The organism is Achromobacter sp. JCM 18799, assembly GCF_055395645.1.
Genome location: NZ_AP043866.1, coordinates 7,052,907 through 7,069,260 on the forward strand (window position 1 = coordinate 7,052,907; position 16,354 = coordinate 7,069,260).

Sequence of the window (16,354 nt, forward strand, 5' to 3'; positions counted from 1 at the left end):
GAGCTTCGAATGTCTTCAGCAAGCGCAAGCGCCGCCGGCCACGCCGGATCTGACCGCCCGGAACTGGCCGCCATCCGGGAAGCCATGCTCATCGATGGCAAGCCGGTGCGCGAAGGACAAGGCGCGCCCATCGCCGTGCATGATCCGGCCACGGGCGCGGTCATCGCCCATCAGCCCGACGCCGGGCCGCGGCAGGTGGACCTGGCGGTGCAGGCCGCCAGGCGCGCCTTCGAATCCGGTCCCTGGCGCGACATGCTGCCCGCCGGGCGCGAACGCCTGTTGCTGAAACTGGCCGATCTGATCGAGCAGCACGGCACCGAACTGGCCCGCCTGGAAACCCTGAACAACGGCAAGCTGCTGGGCGTGGCGCAGGGCCTGGAAGTCGGCTCGGGCGCACAGTGGCTGCGCTACATGGCGGGGTGGGCGACCAAGATCACGGGCGACACCTTGTCGCTGTCCATACCGTTTCCTCCGGGCGTGCGGTACAGCGCCTATACCTTGCCGCAGGCGGTGGGCGTGGTGGCCGCGATCATTCCGTGGAATTTTCCGCTGTTGATGGCGATCTGGAAGATCGCGCCCGCCTTGGCCGCGGGCTGCACCGTCGTGCTCAAGCCCGCCGAGGAAACGCCGCTGACGTCGCTGCGCCTGGCCGAGCTGGTGCTGGAGGCGGGCTTCCCGTCCGGCGTCGTCAACGTCGTGACCGGCCGGGGCGAGACTGCCGGCGCCGCGCTGGTCGCGCATCCTGGCGTGGACAAGATCGCGTTCACCGGTTCGACCGAAGTCGGCAAGCTGATCGGGCGCGCCGCGATGGACGACATGAAGCGGGTCTCGCTGGAGCTGGGCGGCAAGTCCCCCGTGATCGTGCTGGACGACTGCGACGTCGACCGCGCGGTGCAGGGGGCCGCCGCCGCCATTTTCTTCAACCAGGGGCAGGTCTGCACGGCGGGCTCGCGCCTGTATGTGCAGAAGGGCCTGTATCCCAAGGTCGTCCAGGGGCTGGCGGATCTGGCCGCCGGCATGAAGCTGGGTTCCGGATTCGATCCGGCCACGCAGGTCGGCCCGCTGGTGTCGGCCCGCCACCAGAAGCGCGTCATGGATTACATCGGCCTCGGACGCAGCGAAGGCGGACGGGTGCTGGCGGGCGGGGGGAGCGGCAGCGGTTCGGGCTACTTCGTGCAGCCCACCGTTTTTGCGGACGTGCCGCCGGGGGCGCGCATCGTCCGCGAGGAGATCTTCGGACCCGTGGTGGTGGCGCAGCCCTTCGACACATTGGACGATGCGGTGCGGCTGGCCAATGACAGCGCCTACGGCCTGGGCGCCAGCCTCTGGAGCAACGATCTCTCCCGCGTGCAAAGCCTGATCCCGCACATCGACGCCGGCACCGTCTGGGTGAACACGCACAACATGCTGGATCCCAACATGCCTTTCGGCGGATTCAAGCAGTCCGGCATCGGCCGCGAGCACGGCCGCGCCGTGCTGGAAATGTACCTGGAACGGAAGTCCGTTTGCATCGCTTACTAGAACGATGAGCGCTCGGCCCAAGCCGGGAAATACCGGTGGCCGCGCCTTCATGACACCAAGGGGAAGACATGGCAGGGACAGGTAGCCTGGCCCGCAGGCGGGCCGTGCTGTTGCTCGCGTGCGCGGCAGCGTCGCAGACGGCATGGGCGGGAGACCCCAGCGCGCGGGATTGGATACCCGCGCCGGTGGGCACCAATATCATCGCCGGGTATCTGGCGGGACTGCGATCCTCGGGCTTGTACTCCGAGGGGCAGCGGGTGGACGGCGCGTCCGTCGACGTGAATGCGCTGGTGTATCGCCAGATGCACTATCGCGACTTCTACGGCAAGACGATGCAGCTCGAATTCATCGTGCCAATGTATCGGACCTCGCTGGACCTGCCGGGCGCGCCCGGCGACCACCAGACGGGTATCGGCGACCTGACGCTCGGGTCGGCCATCTGGCTGTACAACAATGAGCAGACCAAGACCTGGTTCGCCTGGGAACCCTTTGTGGTGGCGCCGGTGGGCCGATACGACGGTTCGCGTCCCGACGTGTCTCCAGGCAAGAACCGCTGGTCCACCATCCAGGATTTCGCTTTCGTGCAGGGCTTCGGCGAATCCACCTATCTCGAAGCCATCGCCGAAGTGGAGATCTACGGCCGCAATACGGACTGGTATGGGCAGACGCTGAAGAAGGACCCCTCGTTCCGCTTCTTCGCGCTAGCCTCGACCAACCTGACGCCGGACACCTACACCGGCATCCGTTACCGCTACGAGACAGGCGGCAAGGAAACCTCGTCCGGCGAGACCGTCGCCACGCGGGCGCGCAATCATCAGCTGGCCGTCGAACTGACGCATCAGATCAACGACGCCAACCAGATTCAGATGCAGTACATCCACGACCTGAAGGTCGAGAACGGACCGCGGATGCGTGGCGTGCAGTTGCGCTACGTCTATGCGTTCTAGGAGAACCGGACCATGAGACCAGGAGAATATCGATGAACGCGCCTAGCGCCAGATCATGCGCATCGCGGGCCGGACGGTGGGCGCTGTGCGCCGCCCTGGCGGCGTCGGCGGGCCTAGCCCGGGCGGACCTGCCCGTGGAAGAGCTCAAGGGCGGCACCCGCCTGCCGCCGGCCACGCCGCACAGGCTGTACGTGATGGATGCCGTCTTCAACCACCTGGTCGACAGCCGGGTCAACATCTACGACGGCGACTCCATGAAGTTCCTGGGCATGGTGCCCGCGTCGTTCAACGGCCACATGACCGTGTCCGCGGACGGCAAGGACATCTACGTCATGACGACCTACTACGAGCGCTTGAACCGCGGCAAGCGCACCGACGTGGTGGAGGCTTGGGACGCCGAAACGCTCACACCCAAGTACGAGGTGCCGATCCCACAGAAGCGCGCGCAGGCGCTGAACTACCGCAACTATCTGCAGCAGAGCACGGACGGGGCGCTGCTGTTCGTGCAGAACGCCACGCCCGCGTCCTCGGTCACGGTGGTGAACCTGCAGACGCGCCAGTTCGCGGATGAGGTCACCGCGGCCGCAGGCTGCTGGAGCATCATCGTGCTGCCTTCGCGCCCGCGCAGCTTCGCCAGCATCTGCGGCGACGGCGCGCTGCTTACCGTGGACCTGGACCCGGCCGGCAAGCCAGCCGGGCAGCAGCGCAGCCAGCCCATGTTCGACCCCGAGAAGGATCCCATCTTCACGCACACCGAGAACCTGGGCGATACCTACTACTTCGTGTCCTACAACGGCAATGTCTACAGCGCCGATTTCAGCGGCAAGGAAGCCGCGTTCGGCAAGCCCTGGTCCCTGCTGGACGCTGCGGGCAAGGACCAGGGCTGGCGCCCTGGCGGCTACAACCTGCTGGCCATCAACAAGGCCGCCAAGCGGCTGTATGTGGGCATGCATCCCAACGGGGCCGAAGGTTCGCACAAGACGCCGGCCGCCGAGATCTGGGTCTACGACCTGGCCACGCACCAGCGGGTGGCGCGGGTGCCGGGCCAGAATGCCTTGTCGATGTCGGTTTCGCAGGACGACCAGCCGCGTCTGTACACGATCGACGGCGGCAACGTGAACGTCTACGACGCCGCGCCGGCCGCGCCGGTCCTCAAGGGCACGATCCAGGCGGCCGGCGAAACCGCGCTGCAGGTCGAACCGCAACCGCGAGGTGCGCGATGAACGATCCCGTGCTGCTGTATGCCGCGAGCGCGGCGCTGGCTTGCGTGCTGCTCCTGGGGGCGCTGGAAAAGCTGAAGGACATTGCAGGCTTCACCGCCATCGTGTCGGCCTACCGCATCCTGCCGGCGGGGTGGAGCGGCGCGTTCGCGTGGCTCTTCGTGCTGAGCGAAGCGCTGGCCGGCGCCTTGCTGCTGGCCCCGGCGCGACAGGCGGCGGGCGCGCAACTGGCGCTGCTGGTGTTGGCGGCTGCGACGCTGGCGCTGGCCTTCAACCTGCTGCGCGGCCATCGCGACATCGACTGCGGTTGCGGCGGTCCCGCCGCCAGCGGGCCGGGACGCGGCGCGCAACGTGGCGGGCTGTCGTGGTGGCTGGTGCTGCGCAACGCGTTGCTGGCGCTGTGGGCTGCGCCCGCGCTGATCGCCGCGGCGGGCCAATCGCGTGGCCTGCAGTGGGCCGACTCCGCCGCCGTCTTCGGCCTGGCCATGGCTGCCGTGGGCCTGTACTTCACCGCCAATCACCTGTTGGCCTCCCATCTCAAGTTGCGCAATCTCTGAAGGAAACTCACATGGATGCCTTGATCATTTCCAATTTCCTGCTGTGGGGCGTGGTGCTCTGCCTGGTGCTGGTCATCCTGGCGCTGTCGCGGCAGATCGGCGTGCTGTACGAGCGCGTGGCGCCGATGGGGGCGCTGACGATGGACAAGGGCCCTAGCGTGGGCGAGCCTGCGCCGCGCTTCGAGCTGCCGGATCTGCTGGGCCGCCGTATCGTCGTGGGCGAACGCGGCCAGCACAGCCAGCTGCTGTTCTTTCTTTCCCCGACCTGCCCGGTTTGCAAGAAGCTGCTGCCGATCCTCAAGTCGGTGGCCAGCACGGAAAGCGCCTGGCTGCGCATCGTGCTGGCCAGCGACGGCGAAATGCCCGAGCACCTGGCGTTCTACAAGCAGGCGGGCCTGGAGCGTTTCCCGTATTTGCTGTCGACCGAGCTGGGCATGAAGTTCCAGATCAGCAAGCTGCCCTATGCCGTGTTGATCGATGAAACCGGAACCCTGCGCGCCAAGGGCCTGATCAACTCGCGCGAACAGCTCGAAAGCCTGTTCACCGCGAAGGAGCTGGGCGTGGCTTCGGTGCAGGAGTTCCTGGCCGCCGGCACGCTGGAAGAAACCCGGATTTCCCGCAAGGAGAGCGGCAATGCAATGGCTGGATAAACTCGCGGAGCGCGCCGCGCGCTCGGTTGCGCACACCACTTCCCGGCGCAGCGTGCTCAACCGCATCGGCCGGGCGCTGGTCGGAACGGCATTCCTCATGCCGGTGCTGCCGGTGGCGCGGTCCGCGCCCACGGACCCCAAGAAGCCGCAGATGGACGACACGGCGTGCGACTACTGGCGCTATTGCGCGGTGGACGGCTTTCTGTGTTCATGCTGCGGGGGCAGCATGACGTCCTGCCCGCCAGGCACCTCGCCTTCGGCCGTGTCGTGGGTCGGCACCTGCCACAATCCCTTGGACGGCAAGGACTACCTGATCAGCTATAACGATTGCTGCGGCAAGGCTGCTTGCGGCAAATGCATGTGCGCGTCCGCCGAGCGCGAGCGGCCGGGCTATCAGATGTTCCTGCATAACGATGTGAACTGGTGCATGTCCAACGAGTCCTCCATCTTCCACTGCACGACTTCGGTGATCGTGGGCCTGGCCAAGCCGAAGCCAAAATCATGAGGCCGGAAAGGCGACCGCCGCGGCATGGGTGGCGCGGGTTGTGCGCCGCCGTCCTGCTTTGCGTGGGCGGGGCGGCGGCCGCAGAGCAGGCGGCCGCTGACGGCGCCGCGGCCGACAGGCTGCGCGCGGCTGTCCGCGCCGACTACGTGCTGCAATGCGCGGGCTGCCATCGCGTGGACGGCCGCGGCAGCGGCCGCCATGGCATTCCTGATTTCCGCAATTCCGTGGGCGCGTTCGTGCATCTGCCGCAGGGCCGCGACTACCTGGTCCGCGTGCCGGGCGCCGCGCAATCGCAGCTCAGCAACGCCGAGCTCGCGGCCGTGCTGAACTGGGTGGTGCAGGAATTCAGCGCGGCGCAGTTGCCGCCGGATTTCCGGCCGTACACGGAACAGGAAGTCGCGCAGGTCCGGCCGCGCCGCTACGAGGACGTGGTGCCGGTGCGTCATGGCCTGGCTCAGGCGCTGTCGCAACTCGGTTTCCAATTGGCCGACTATTCCTATGGCAGCGACAGAAAACCTTAGAGGAACAGGCACTTAGGGGTTGTCACCGATACTCCCTGGCGCCGACCGATGCTAGAAAGAGGCAGCATTCCATTCAACGCTGTAGCTGTGTCGCCAGGCAGGCCGTCCCAGGCAAACAGGCACGCCGTTTCGAGACGCCGGAGTCGCCATGTCCCCATCCCTTCTGCGCAGCGAGCCCAGGCACTTCCTGGACTGCGCAAGCTGGCAGGAAAATGTCAGCGATACCTTCGTTCCCCTGGAAGTGTCCGCGGTGTTTCCGGCCCGTTTCCGCAACAGCGTGGCGGTGGATTCGCTGGGCTGGATGCAGGTCTGCGAGTTGCGCAGCAGCGCCCAGCGCGTGCGTCGCAGCAAGCTGCTGGCCAACCGTTCCGAGTCGTCCGGCTACAAGGTGACGCTGCAGCTCGCGGGCCGCAGCGAGATCCGCCAGTCGGGGCGCAGCGCCTTGCTGGTGCCGGGCGAATGGAGCATCTACGACACTACCCGGCCGTACGAAGTCGACGTCGACGATGGCGCGCACTTCCTGGTCATGCAGGTGCCCGGCAAGCATTTCGAGGCCTGGCAGTCTTTCATGCAGAATGCCGTGGCGCGCAGCTTCAGCGCGCGCCAGGGTTGCGGGCGCATGGCGATGGACCTGTTGCGCGTGGCGCTGACCGAGCACGCGCATCTGTCTGAAAGCGCCTCGCGCGATGCCGCCAATGCGGTGCTGCAGATGATGGGGCTGGATATCAGCGAGCGGGCAGGGGGGCAGGCCGAACACGACCAGGCCGAACTGCGCCAGGCGCAATTGCGCCGGGTGCAGCAGCACATGCTTGAAAACCTGCATGATCCGGCGCTGTCGCCGGCGACAGCCGCCGCGGCCTTCCGGATGTCGCGCCGCTATCTCTACAACCTGTTCGCGCAGGCTTCCACGACCCCGGCCGACTTCATCCTCAGCGCGCGGCTCGAGCGTTGCTGCGATACGCTGTGCGACCCCGTTCAGGCCGCGCGGCCGATCGGCGACATCGCCTACAGATTCGGGTTCTCAGATGCGGCGCGTTTCAGCCACGCGTTCCGCAAGCGTTTCGGCGTGTCGCCGTCGGAGTACCGGCGCCATGGGCGCCCGTCCTGATCAGAGCTGTTCCTCGTTGATCAGGTCTTCCTTGCCGTAGAACTTCACGCCGATGTGGATGCGTTCGCGGCCCTGCGAGCGGCGATGGCGGTTGGTGTCGCGCAGCGAATAGACGCAGCCGCAATACTCCTGCTGGTAGAAGTTTTCGCGCTTGCTGATTTCGATCATGCGGGCCGAGCCGCCGCCCTTGCGCCAGTTGTAGGTCCAGTAGATCAGATCGTCGTAGCGCGCCGCGGCGCGTTCGCCGCAACCGTTGATCTGGTTCATGTCCTTCCAGCGCGAAATGCCCAGCGAACTGGTGATGGTGTCAAAGCCATGCTCGTGCGCGTAGAGCGCCGTGCGTTCGAAGCGCATGTCGAAGCAGGCCGTGCAGCGTTCGCCGCGTTCGGGCGCGTTTTCCATGCCCTTGACGCGGTCGAACCAGTTGTCCATGTCGTAGTCGGCGTCGATGAATTCAATGCCGTGCTGCTCGGCGAAGCGGATGTTCTCCTGCTTGCGGATTTCGTACTCTTTGACCGGGTGGATGTTCGGGTTGTAGAAGTAGATGGCGTAATCGATGCCTGAGGCGGTCATCGCTTCCATGACTTCGCCGGAACAGGGCGCGCAGCACGAGTGCATCAGCACCTTGCGGCGGCCGGCGGGCAGGTCGAGTTTGGGGCGCACGAGTTCGGACATGGCTTGCAGGAAACAAATAAGGCGGAAAACCCCTTATTTTACGCTGAGTTGCCGCTGAAGGGGGCGCCCCGTCCCCCCATGCCTTCAGCCCAGCACCGCGTCCCAGAGTTCGCGCACGGCAGCGCGCTCCTCCAGCAGCTGGTCCTGCGGCACGCGCGCCTTTTCCACGCCTTGCAGGCGCATCTGGTGCTGGACGCGGCGCAGGGTGCGGTAGGCGTCGCCGGCGCGCGCGGCCAGCTCGGGAGCAATCAGGCCGGCCTCGCCGGACAGGCGCAGCAGGGCGATATTGCCCAGGTTGCGCACCAGCACCGGATGCGTGCCCGAGTGGCAGAGCACCAGGTATTGCGTGACGAACTCCACGTCGACCATGCCGCCGCGATCGTGCTTCAGGTCGAACAGCGGGCTGCTGTTGGGGTGGCCTGCGTTGATTTTTTCGCGCATCGCCAGCACTTCCTCGCGCAGCTTGGCGGCGTCGCGCGGCAGCACCAGGATGTCCTCGCGGATCTGCTCGAAGCGCGCGCCGACGCTGGCGTCGCCCGAGGCGTAGCGCGCGCGGGTCAGCGCCTGGTGCTCCCAGGCCCAGGCGTGCTTGTGCTGGTACTGCTCGAAAGCTTCCACGGACACCGCCAGCAGGCCGGCGTCGCCGTCCGGCCGCAGGCGCAGGTCGACTTCGTACAGGCGGCCGGACGAGGTCATGGTCGAGAGCCACGACGTCATGCGCCGGCCCAGCTTGGCGTAGACCTCGGCGGCGTCGTCGCGCGGGTCGTCGAACAGGAACACCAGGTCCAGGTCCGAGGCATAGCCCAGTTCCTTGCCGCCCAGCTTGCCGTAGGCGATGACGGCGAAGCGTGGTTCGGCGCCCTCGGCCTTGTTGACCAGCGGCCAGGTGCGGCGGATGGTTTCGGTCAGCAGCAGGTCGGCCAGCGCGGACAGCTGGTCGGCCAGCTTTTCCACGGTGAGTTCGCCTTCCAGGTCCTGCGCCAGCAATTGGAAGCTGGCCTGGCGCTGCATGTCGCGCATCAGGTTCATCTGGCGCTCGATGTCCGGGTCGCCGTCGGGCAGCCGGCAGGCGTCCAGGTCGGCGGTCAGCTGGCGCGCGATCTGGCCGAAGTCGAGCGGTTCGAACAGGGTGCGCCAGTCGATCAGGCTGTCCAGCAGCAGGGGGTGCTGGGTCAGGTATTGCGCGGCCCAGGGGCTGGCGGCGACCATGCGCGCCACGCGCGCCAGAGTGTCGGGGTATTCGGCCAGCAGGGCCAGGTAGGCGCTGCGCTGGGCGATTTTCTCGATCAGGTCGAACAGCCGCACCGTGGCTTGCAGCGGCGCAGGGGTCTGCAGGGCCGCTCGCAGGGCGGCCGGCAGCAGCGCGTCCATGCGCTTGCGGCTGCTCTCGGGCAGGCTGCGCACGCGGTGGCTGCCCAGCAGGGTTTCGGTACGGCGCAACAGGTCCTGCGCGTCGTCGCCGAAGGCCTGGCTGATCTGTTCAGCCAGTTCGCAACTGCTGTCTGGCTCGTCCGGGCCGGACCCGGGGTCGGCAACGCCGGGCGCGGGCGCCGGCACTTCGGCGTCGCCCATGCCGACCAGCCGGAATACGTTGCGGAAGGTCTGCGAGACGAATTGGCGGTGCGCGGTGAGCGTGCTTTCGAAGTCCGCGGGACTCATGCCCAGCGCCGCGGCCAGGGCGGCGCGCTGTTCGGGGTCGCCCGGCAGCAGATGGGTCTGGGCGTCCTCGCGGTATTGCAGGGCGTGCTCGGTGCGGCGCAGGTAGCGGTAGGCCTCTTCGAGCCGGCGCGCGTCTTCCTCGGGCACCAGGCCGGCGGCGCTTTCCGCGTGCAGCGCTTCCAGCAGGCCGCGCTTTTGCAGCGCGGGCATGCGGCCGCCGCGGATCAGCTGGGCAAGCTGCACCACGAATTCGATTTCGCGGATGCCGCCGTCGCCCAGCTTGATATTGTTGGCGCTGTCGATGCCGTTGCGCGCGCTGGCGCGCCGCTGCCAGTCCTGGCGGATGCGTTCCCGCAGCGCGCGCAGGGCCGAGAGCGCATCGAAGTCGAAATACTTGCGGTAGACGAAGGGCACGCGCAGGCTTTCCAGCTGGCGAGCCTGGGCGGCGCTGTCGCTGCCTTCGAAGGCCTGGGCCGGGATCAGCCGGGCCTTGAGCCAAGCGTAGCGTTCCCACTCGCGGCCCTGGCCGATCAGGTAGTGCTCCAACGCGTCCAGGCTCCAGGCCAGGGGACCGGCGTCGCCGTCGGGGCGCAGGCGCAGGTCGGTGCGGAACACCTGGCCGTTGGCGTCGACTTCGGACAGTACCGGCATCATGCGCCGCGTCAGGCGGCCGTAGAACTCGTGATGGCTGATGCGGCGCGGGCCGTCGGTTTCGCCTTCTTCGCCGTACAGCATGATCAGGTCGATGTCGGACGAGACATTCAGTTCGCAGCCGCCCAGCTTGCCCATGCCCACGATCAGCATTTCCTGGGGCAGGCCGGTGGCCGGGTCGCGCGGCACGCCATGCACGGCGGCGAGGTCCGCCGCCACACTGCGATAAGCCGAGGCCACCGCGGTGTCGGCCAGCGTGGTCATGGCGCCCACGACTTCTTCCAGATCGGCCTGGCCGGTCAGGTCGCGCACGATGAGCGTGTTGAAGACCCGTTCGCGCAGCTTGCGCAGCACCATGCGGCAGGCGTCCACCGGCAGCGTGTCGCCTGCCTGGGGTCCGGCCAGCTCTGCCTGCCAGCGCGCGATCTGCGCGGGCGTGACGGGTTCGCGCACGGCATCGTTCAGCCAGGCGGCCAGATCCGGGTGGGCATCCAGGCGGCGGCGCAGATGGCCGGACCAGGCAAGGGCGGGGGCAAGCGTAGAGGGCGTGGACATGGCGAAAGGGGCGGCGCAATGGGCGCGTTTCAGGTATAAGTGGGGACGATACTGCAAGACCTCTTCTCCTGCCCACCGATCCGTGTCTGTTTCAAAAAAAGTGCTCTGTTGGGTGTTCTGGGCCGTACTGACCGTCTATGGCGTCGTGGCTCTCGGACTGTTGGGCGTGCGCTATTGGGTCCTGCCCCGCGTGGACCAATGGCGTCCCCAGATCGAAGCCTACGCCAGCAAGGCGTTGGGCTCCCGAGTGACCATCGGCTCCATCCAGGCGAACTGGCACGGCCTGAACCCCAAACTCGATCTCACCTCCGTCCAAGTCTACGACGACGAGGTGGACCCCGTGCTGTCCTTGCCTTCCGTTTCGGCGGTGCTGGCCTGGCGCAGCATCCTGGTCCTGTCACCCAAGCTGCTGCGGCTGCAGCTCGACCGGCCCGAACTCCTTTTGCGGCGCGATCCCGCCAATCACCTGTGGGTCGCGGGCCAGGACATCGATCTCAATAGCGGCGATCAGCGTTCCGACCTGGACCATCCGGCCCTGCGCTGGCTGGGCGCGCAGCGCGAGCTGCGCATCCGCGGCGCAACCATACGCTGGCAGGATGAGTTGCGCCGCGCGCCGGAGCTGACCCTGACGGGCGTCGACTTCCTGGCGCGCAACGGCAGCTTGTCGCATCGCTTCGTGCTCAAGGCCGCAGCGGGCGACGCGTTGGCGCGCAATGTCGAGCTGCGCGGCGAATTCAACCGCAGCCTGTTTTCGGTGAACGCGGCGAATCCCGGTAATTGGGGCGGCCAGCTGTATCTCCAGCTGGACGACGCCGAACCGCTGGCGTGGCAGCCGTGGTTCGAGGTCCCGGCGGTAGCGGGCCGTCTGAGCGGGCGGGCATGGCTGCAGCTGGAGCGTGGCAAGTTCACGGACCTGACCGCGGACACTGCCGTGCGCGGCCTGCAATGGACCGAGACGGCGCAAGGGGCCGCGGCGCCCGGTTTCAAGGCCGGCTATGTCCAGGCCCGCGTCCAGGGCTTGCCGGGCGACTTCATGCAACTGGAGAGCGTGCCGCTGGCGCGCAGCCCCGGCGCCCCGGCGGTGTCGGTCAGCGGCAAGGCCGAGCACTTGACGCTGTCCTTGCCCGGCGTCTTCGAGCAACCCACGCTGGCGGTGCGCGACGTGGCGCTGGATGCCTCCGTCAAGGGGCCGGACGCCAAGCATTGGTTCGTGGACATAGGCCAGCTGCAACTGGTCAACGACGACCTCGACGTGCGCGTGCAGGGACAGTGGCGCCCCGAGGGCAAGACCGCGGCGGGCAGCGTCGACATGCACGGCGTGATGGCGCGCGGCTCCATGTCCGCCATCCATCGCTATCTGCCCCTGGAGGTCAACGCCGATGCGCGCGAATGGCTGGCTATCGGCTTGCCCGCGGGCGAAATGCAATCCGCCTCCATCACGCTCAAGGGCGATCTCGACGAGTTTCCTTTTGGCGCGCCTGGGGCTCAGGGCGAATTCGTGATCGCCGGCGCATTCAGCGGCGCCAAGGTCGATTACGCGCCTGCGCGCGAACGGCGCAAGGGCTGGCCGATGCTGGAGAACCTGTCCGGCAATTTCCGCATCGACAAGGTCAGCCTGGCGCTGGACAGCGCGGGCGGCGCGGTCGCGCATACCGGGCCGGGGCATACCGTAACGCTCGGGGCGGTTTCCGCAACCATTCCCAACATGGAAGAGAACTCCGAACTGCTGCTGACCGGCGAGACGTCCGGCGCCGTGCCGGCCTATCTGGCGCTGGCCGCCAACTCGCCCTTGGGCGAGCTGCTGGATGGCGCGCTGGACGAGGCACGCGGCACCGGCGACTGGCGGGTGGGGCTCAAGCTCAAGGTGCCGCTGTTGAACACCGATGACACCCAGGTCCAGGGGAACATCCTGTTCGCGGGCAACTCCTTCACCTTCATGCCGGAGATGCCGCTGCTCAGCCAGATGCACGGCGACCTGGCGTTCTCTGAGACGGGTGTCGAGGCCAAGGATCTGAGGGCCCAGTTCCTGGGCGGCCCGGCGCGGATATACGGACGCCTGGCGCAGAGCACGGACGCCCTGCGCTTCGAGGGCACGCTGGCCGGGCCGGCGCTGACCCAATTGAGCAACACGCCGTCCATGTCGCGCCTTTCGGGCAAGGCGGCCTACAAGGGCAAGGTGGGCTATCAGCGCGGCGGCGCGGTGGACATCTCCGTCGAATCCGATCTGGTGGGCATGGCGATCGACATGCCCGCTCCGGTGGGCAAGGCCGCCCAGGCCTCGCAGTTGCTCAAAGTGCAATGGTCGCCCGCGCAGGACCGTGGGGCGCAGAACCGGCGCTGGCTCACCGCCAGCCTGGGCGATGGCGTCAACGCGTTGTTCGAACGGGCGCCGTCCGAAGGGGCTCAATCCTATTTCGCGCGCGGCGCGCTGGGCATCAATCGTCCGGCAAGCCTGCCGGAACGCGGATTCAGCCTGAACGCGAGCCTGCCCGAACTGGACATGGACGCCTGGGAAAAAGTGTCCGACGGCTTCAGTGCGCCTGCGGCCAAGGGCCGTGCCGCGCCCAAGCCCATGCTGCCTGCGGCCGAACGCATCAGCCTGGCGGCCGGCGTCTTGCGGACCGGCGGCTTTACCCTGAACGACCTGACGCTGTACGCGACCCGGCCGGGACCCGCGCAATGGCGCGTGGATCTGCAATCCAAACAGGCCACGGGTTCGCTTGAATGGCGCGAGGCTTCGGGCGCCATCGCCGGCCAGATCACCGCGCGCCTGAAGCACCTGTCGCTGGGCGGCGAGGGCGACACCAACAAAGCCGACGAGGCGCTGTCCTCTGGCAACGACCTGTCCGACATCCCGGCGATCGACCTGCAGGCCAAGGAATTCCTGCTGTACGGCAAGAATGTGGGCGAACTCCAGGTGCAGGGCACGAACCTGCAGCGCGGCCGCCAATGGCGCCTGGACAAGCTGTCCATCGTCAACGACGCGGCCTCGCTCAACGCTACCGGCAACTGGAACCTGGAAGGCCAGGGCCGCGGCCTGACCGTGGACGCCTCGGTCAAGTTCGAAGACGTAGGCAAGTTCCTGGATCGCATCGGCCTCGAGAAAGTGGTCTCGGGCGGAAAGGGCACGATGCAGGGCAAGGCCACCTGGCGCAATCTGCCCTGGACCCACAAGGTCGAAGACCTGACGGGCGAGGTCGACGTCAGTCTGGACAAGGGCCGTTTCATGCACGTCAACTCGCGCACCGCGCGACTGTTGGAGCTGCTGTCCCTGCAGTCGCTGCAGCGGCTGGCGCGGCTGGATGTGAACCCCACCAATCTGCTGCGCGACGGCTTCCCCTTTGACACCATCCGCGGCAAGGTCAAGCTGGCCGACGGCACGGCGTCGACCGAGGGCTATAAGATCAACGGGCCGGTGGCGGCCATCGTGCTGGCGGGCGGCGTCAACATCATCCGCGAACGCTGGGACATGAAGGCCGTGGTGATTCCGAACCTGGACGCCAGCGGGGCGGCCATGGTGACGGCGCTGGCGGTCAATCCGCTGATCGGCCTGGGTGCGTTCGTGACGCAGTGGCTGCTGAAGCAGCCGCTGGCGCGGGCCATGACCATGGAATACGCCGTCACCGGCAGCTGGGACGACCCCAAGATCGAGCCGATAGACGCGTCCGGCAAGCCGGCAGGCAACAAGCAGACCCCGCGCCCGGCGCCGCAGCCCGGCACGCTGGAGGAGTTCATGGGCGGGCAGTGAGCCGCGCAGGCAGTCTGTCCGATCCATGAAAGAAAAACGCCCTGGGCGCACAAGCGCTCCAGGGCGTTTTTCATGGCCGGGTCCGCGGCGCAGGCGCCGCGGACCGCGACTGGGCTTACTTCTTCTTCATCATGTCGAAGAATTCGGCGTTGGTCTTGGTGGCGCGCATCTTGTCCAGGATGAATTCCATGGACTGGACTTCGTCCATGTCGTGGATGAACTTGCGCAGCACCCAGACCTTCTGCAGCAGGTCCGGAGCGATCAGCAGCTCTTCGCGGCGAGTGCCGGACTTGTTCAGGTTGATCGACGGGTAGACGCGCTTTTCGGCCAGGCGGCGTTCGAGGTGGACTTCGGAGTTGCCGGTGCCCTTGAATTCTTCATAGATGACTTCATCCATGCGGCTGCCGGTTTCGATCAGCGCCGTACCCAGGATGGTCAGCGAACCGCCTTCTTCCAGGTTGCGGGCCGCGCCGAAGAAGCGCTTGGGGCGTTGCAGGGCGTTGGCGTCCACGCCGCCGGTCAGCACCTTGCCGGAGGCCGGCACCACGGTGTTGTAGGCGCGGGCCAGACGGGTGATCGAGTCCAGCAGGATCACGACGTCCTTCTTCATTTCGACCAGGCGCTTGGCCTTTTCGATGACCATTTCCGCGACCTGCACGTGGCGGGTGGCGGGCTCGTCGAAGGTCGAGGCCACCACTTCGCCGCGCACCGTGCGCTGCATTTCGGTCACTTCCTCGGGGCGTTCGTCCACCAGCAGGACGATCATGACCGCGTCGGGATAGTTGGTGGTGATGGCGTGCGCGATGTGCTGCATCATCACCGTCTTGCCGGACTTGGGGCTGGCGACGATCAGGCCGCGCTGGCCCATGCCGATGGGGGCGAAGACGTCGAGAATGCGGCCGGTGAGGTTTTCCTCGCTCTTGATGTCGCGTTCCAGGCGGATGTTGCGGTTCGGGTGCAGCGGCGTCAGGTTTTCGAACATGATGCGATGCTTGATCGCTTCCGGCGCCACGCCGTTGACCTTGTCCACCTTCACCAGGGCGAAATAGCGCTCGCCGTCCTTGGGCGTACGCACTTCGCCTTCGATCGAGTCGCCGGTGTGCAGGTTGAAGCGGCGGATCTGCGAGGGCGAGATGTAGATGTCGTCCGTGCTGGCCAGATACGAGGTCTCGGGCGAGCGCAGGAAGCCGAAGCCGTCGGGCAGGACTTCCAGGACGCCGTCGCCGAAGATCTGCTCGCCTTGCTTGGCGCGCCGTTTCATGATGGCGAACATCAGTTCCTGCTTGCGCAGGCGGTTGGCGTTCTCGATTTCCAGGCCGGCGGCCATTTCCAGCAGCTGCGAGACGTGCAGCGCCTTCAGTTCGTTGAGGTGCATCGCGGTGGATTTTTGGGGGAAAGTGAAGGAGAGTTCTGGCGGCGCGCCACGGACGGGCACACGCGGTATTGAATGAGCGCCGCCCCGAGGGCGGCGCCTTCGTTCACGGCACGCGGCTTACAGCGCGCCGTCCAGGAATGCGGTCAGTTGCGACTTCGACAGCGCGCCAACTTTGGTGGCGGCGGCTTGGCCGTCTTTAAAGAGCATAAGGGTGGGAATGCCGCGGATGCCGTACTTGGTGGCGGTGCCCTGGTTTTCGTCGACGTTCAGCTTGGCGATCGTCAGGCGGCCAGCGTACTCCGTGGCGACTTCTTCCAGGATCGGGGCAATCATCTTGCAAGGGCCACACCAGGCAGCCCAGTAGTCCACCAGCACCGGCTGGCCGGATTTCAACACATCGGCATCGAAGCTGGCGTCACTGACGTTCTTGATTTGGTCGCTCATGATGGTGATTCTCGGTTCGGCAGCAAAAGGCGCGTAAAAAGGGACGCGCCCCGCCGTTGTTCTTGTTTGTGGATGGACTCAAGCATACCACTGTCAATATCAACAGGCATACCACTGTTAATAACAACAGGAGTTGCTGGATTTGTGTAGGATGTTGCGGCGCAGTTATCGCGATCCGGGGCGTATCGACCCGATGCGCTGGCTGTGACTGTCATCAT

At 66.7% G+C, this 16,354-nt stretch carries 13 protein-coding genes; 9 read left to right on the top strand and 4 right to left on the bottom strand.

The annotated features are described in order from the left end of the window. Window positions 1–9: 9 nt before the first annotated feature. The 8 genes from styD to ACZ5YA_RS33520 all read left to right on the top strand — a co-directional run bounded on the left by styD (window position 10) and on the right by ACZ5YA_RS33520 (window position 7,029). Window positions 10–1,521, top strand: a complete 1,512-nt coding sequence (styD, locus tag ACZ5YA_RS33485; RefSeq protein WP_464091833.1) for a phenylacetaldehyde dehydrogenase StyD — start codon at window positions 10–12, stop codon at window positions 1,519–1,521. A gap of 68 nt (window positions 1,522–1,589) precedes the next feature. Next, window positions 1,590–2,468: a transporter gene (locus tag ACZ5YA_RS33490; RefSeq protein ID WP_059378892.1), complete on the top strand. Its 879-nt coding sequence runs from the start codon at window positions 1,590–1,592 to the stop codon at window positions 2,466–2,468. A gap of 32 nt (window positions 2,469–2,500) precedes the next feature. Next, entirely contained in the window at window positions 2,501–3,691 is a 1,191-nt protein-coding gene (locus ACZ5YA_RS33495; RefSeq protein WP_251877076.1) for an amine dehydrogenase large subunit, read from the top strand. After that, window positions 3,688–4,245 (top strand): MauE/DoxX family redox-associated membrane protein, encoded by a 558-nt coding sequence (locus tag ACZ5YA_RS33500; RefSeq protein WP_280016801.1) that lies wholly within the window; start codon window positions 3,688–3,690, stop codon window positions 4,243–4,245. Before ACZ5YA_RS33495 ends, ACZ5YA_RS33500 begins: the two co-directional genes overlap by 4 nt. 11 nt (window positions 4,246–4,256) lie before the next feature. After that, window positions 4,257–4,895, top strand: a complete 639-nt coding sequence (gene mauD / locus ACZ5YA_RS33505; RefSeq protein WP_464091834.1) for a methylamine dehydrogenase accessory protein MauD — start codon at window positions 4,257–4,259, stop codon at window positions 4,893–4,895. Continuing rightward, window positions 4,879–5,400, top strand: a complete 522-nt coding sequence (locus tag ACZ5YA_RS33510; RefSeq protein WP_419342685.1) for a methylamine dehydrogenase light chain — start codon at window positions 4,879–4,881, stop codon at window positions 5,398–5,400. The genes mauD and ACZ5YA_RS33510 overlap by 17 nt, the downstream gene beginning before the upstream one ends. A gap of 38 nt (window positions 5,401–5,438) precedes the next feature. Then, window positions 5,439–5,921 (top strand): c-type cytochrome, encoded by a 483-nt coding sequence (locus ACZ5YA_RS33515; RefSeq protein ID WP_223283447.1) that lies wholly within the window; start codon window positions 5,439–5,441, stop codon window positions 5,919–5,921. 148 nt (window positions 5,922–6,069) lie between these two features. Beyond that, window positions 6,070–7,029, top strand: coding sequence for an AraC-like ligand-binding domain-containing protein (locus ACZ5YA_RS33520; RefSeq protein WP_251877070.1), 960 nt, complete (start codon window positions 6,070–6,072; stop codon window positions 7,027–7,029). Here ACZ5YA_RS33520 and ACZ5YA_RS33525 read toward each other — a convergent pair whose 3' ends face one another. Together ACZ5YA_RS33525 and glnE are read right to left on the bottom strand one after the other, a co-directional pair. Beyond that, window positions 7,030–7,704, bottom strand: coding sequence for an epoxyqueuosine reductase QueH (locus tag ACZ5YA_RS33525; protein ID WP_054458727.1), 675 nt, complete (start codon window positions 7,702–7,704; stop codon window positions 7,030–7,032). Between the two features lie 84 nt (window positions 7,705–7,788). After that, window positions 7,789–10,569, bottom strand: coding sequence for a bifunctional [glutamate--ammonia ligase]-adenylyl-L-tyrosine phosphorylase/[glutamate--ammonia-ligase] adenylyltransferase (gene glnE / locus ACZ5YA_RS33530; RefSeq protein WP_251879504.1), 2,781 nt, complete (start codon window positions 10,567–10,569; stop codon window positions 7,789–7,791). Between the two features lie 112 nt (window positions 10,570–10,681). On the opposite strand from glnE, the gene ACZ5YA_RS33535 reads away from it, so the two are divergent. Then, window positions 10,682–14,317, top strand: a complete 3,636-nt coding sequence (locus ACZ5YA_RS33535; protein WP_464091835.1) for a YhdP family protein — start codon at window positions 10,682–10,684, stop codon at window positions 14,315–14,317. 115 nt (window positions 14,318–14,432) lie between these two features. Here ACZ5YA_RS33535 and rho read toward each other — a convergent pair whose 3' ends face one another. Together rho and trxA are read right to left on the bottom strand one after the other, a co-directional pair. Then, on the bottom strand, window positions 14,433–15,692 hold the full coding sequence (gene rho, locus ACZ5YA_RS33540) for a transcription termination factor Rho (RefSeq protein ID WP_054458721.1): 1,260 nt from the start codon (window positions 15,690–15,692) through the stop codon (window positions 14,433–14,435). A gap of 117 nt (window positions 15,693–15,809) precedes the next feature. Next, complete coding sequence (gene trxA / locus ACZ5YA_RS33545; RefSeq protein ID WP_006218534.1) at window positions 15,810–16,136, bottom strand: thioredoxin TrxA; 327 nt, start codon at window positions 16,134–16,136, stop codon at window positions 15,810–15,812. Window positions 16,137–16,354: the final 218 nt, after the last annotated feature.

Bases quoted from the DNA above. Each gene is read 5' to 3' on its own strand.
- styD (WP_464091833.1), top strand. From the start codon at position 10: ATGTCTTCAGCAAGCGCAAGCGCCGCCGGCCACGCCGGATCTGACCGC.
- ACZ5YA_RS33525 (WP_054458727.1), bottom strand. From the start codon at position 7,704: ATGTCCGAACTCGTGCGCCCCAAACTCGACCTGCCCGCCGGCCGCCGC.
- ACZ5YA_RS33500 (WP_280016801.1), top strand. From the start codon at position 3,688: ATGAACGATCCCGTGCTGCTGTATGCCGCGAGCGCGGCGCTGGCTTGC.
- ACZ5YA_RS33490 (WP_059378892.1), top strand. From the start codon at position 1,590: ATGGCAGGGACAGGTAGCCTGGCCCGCAGGCGGGCCGTGCTGTTGCTC.
- mauD (WP_464091834.1), top strand. From the start codon at position 4,257: ATGGATGCCTTGATCATTTCCAATTTCCTGCTGTGGGGCGTGGTGCTC.
- glnE (WP_251879504.1), bottom strand. From the start codon at position 10,569: ATGTCCACGCCCTCTACGCTTGCCCCCGCCCTTGCCTGGTCCGGCCAT.
- rho (WP_054458721.1), bottom strand. From the start codon at position 15,692: ATGCACCTCAACGAACTGAAGGCGCTGCACGTCTCGCAGCTGCTGGAA.
- ACZ5YA_RS33495 (WP_251877076.1), top strand. From the start codon at position 2,501: ATGAACGCGCCTAGCGCCAGATCATGCGCATCGCGGGCCGGACGGTGG.
- ACZ5YA_RS33520 (WP_251877070.1), top strand. From the start codon at position 6,070: ATGTCCCCATCCCTTCTGCGCAGCGAGCCCAGGCACTTCCTGGACTGC.
- trxA (WP_006218534.1), bottom strand. From the start codon at position 16,136: ATGAGCGACCAAATCAAGAACGTCAGTGACGCCAGCTTCGATGCCGAT.
- ACZ5YA_RS33510 (WP_419342685.1), top strand. From the start codon at position 4,879: ATGCAATGGCTGGATAAACTCGCGGAGCGCGCCGCGCGCTCGGTTGCG.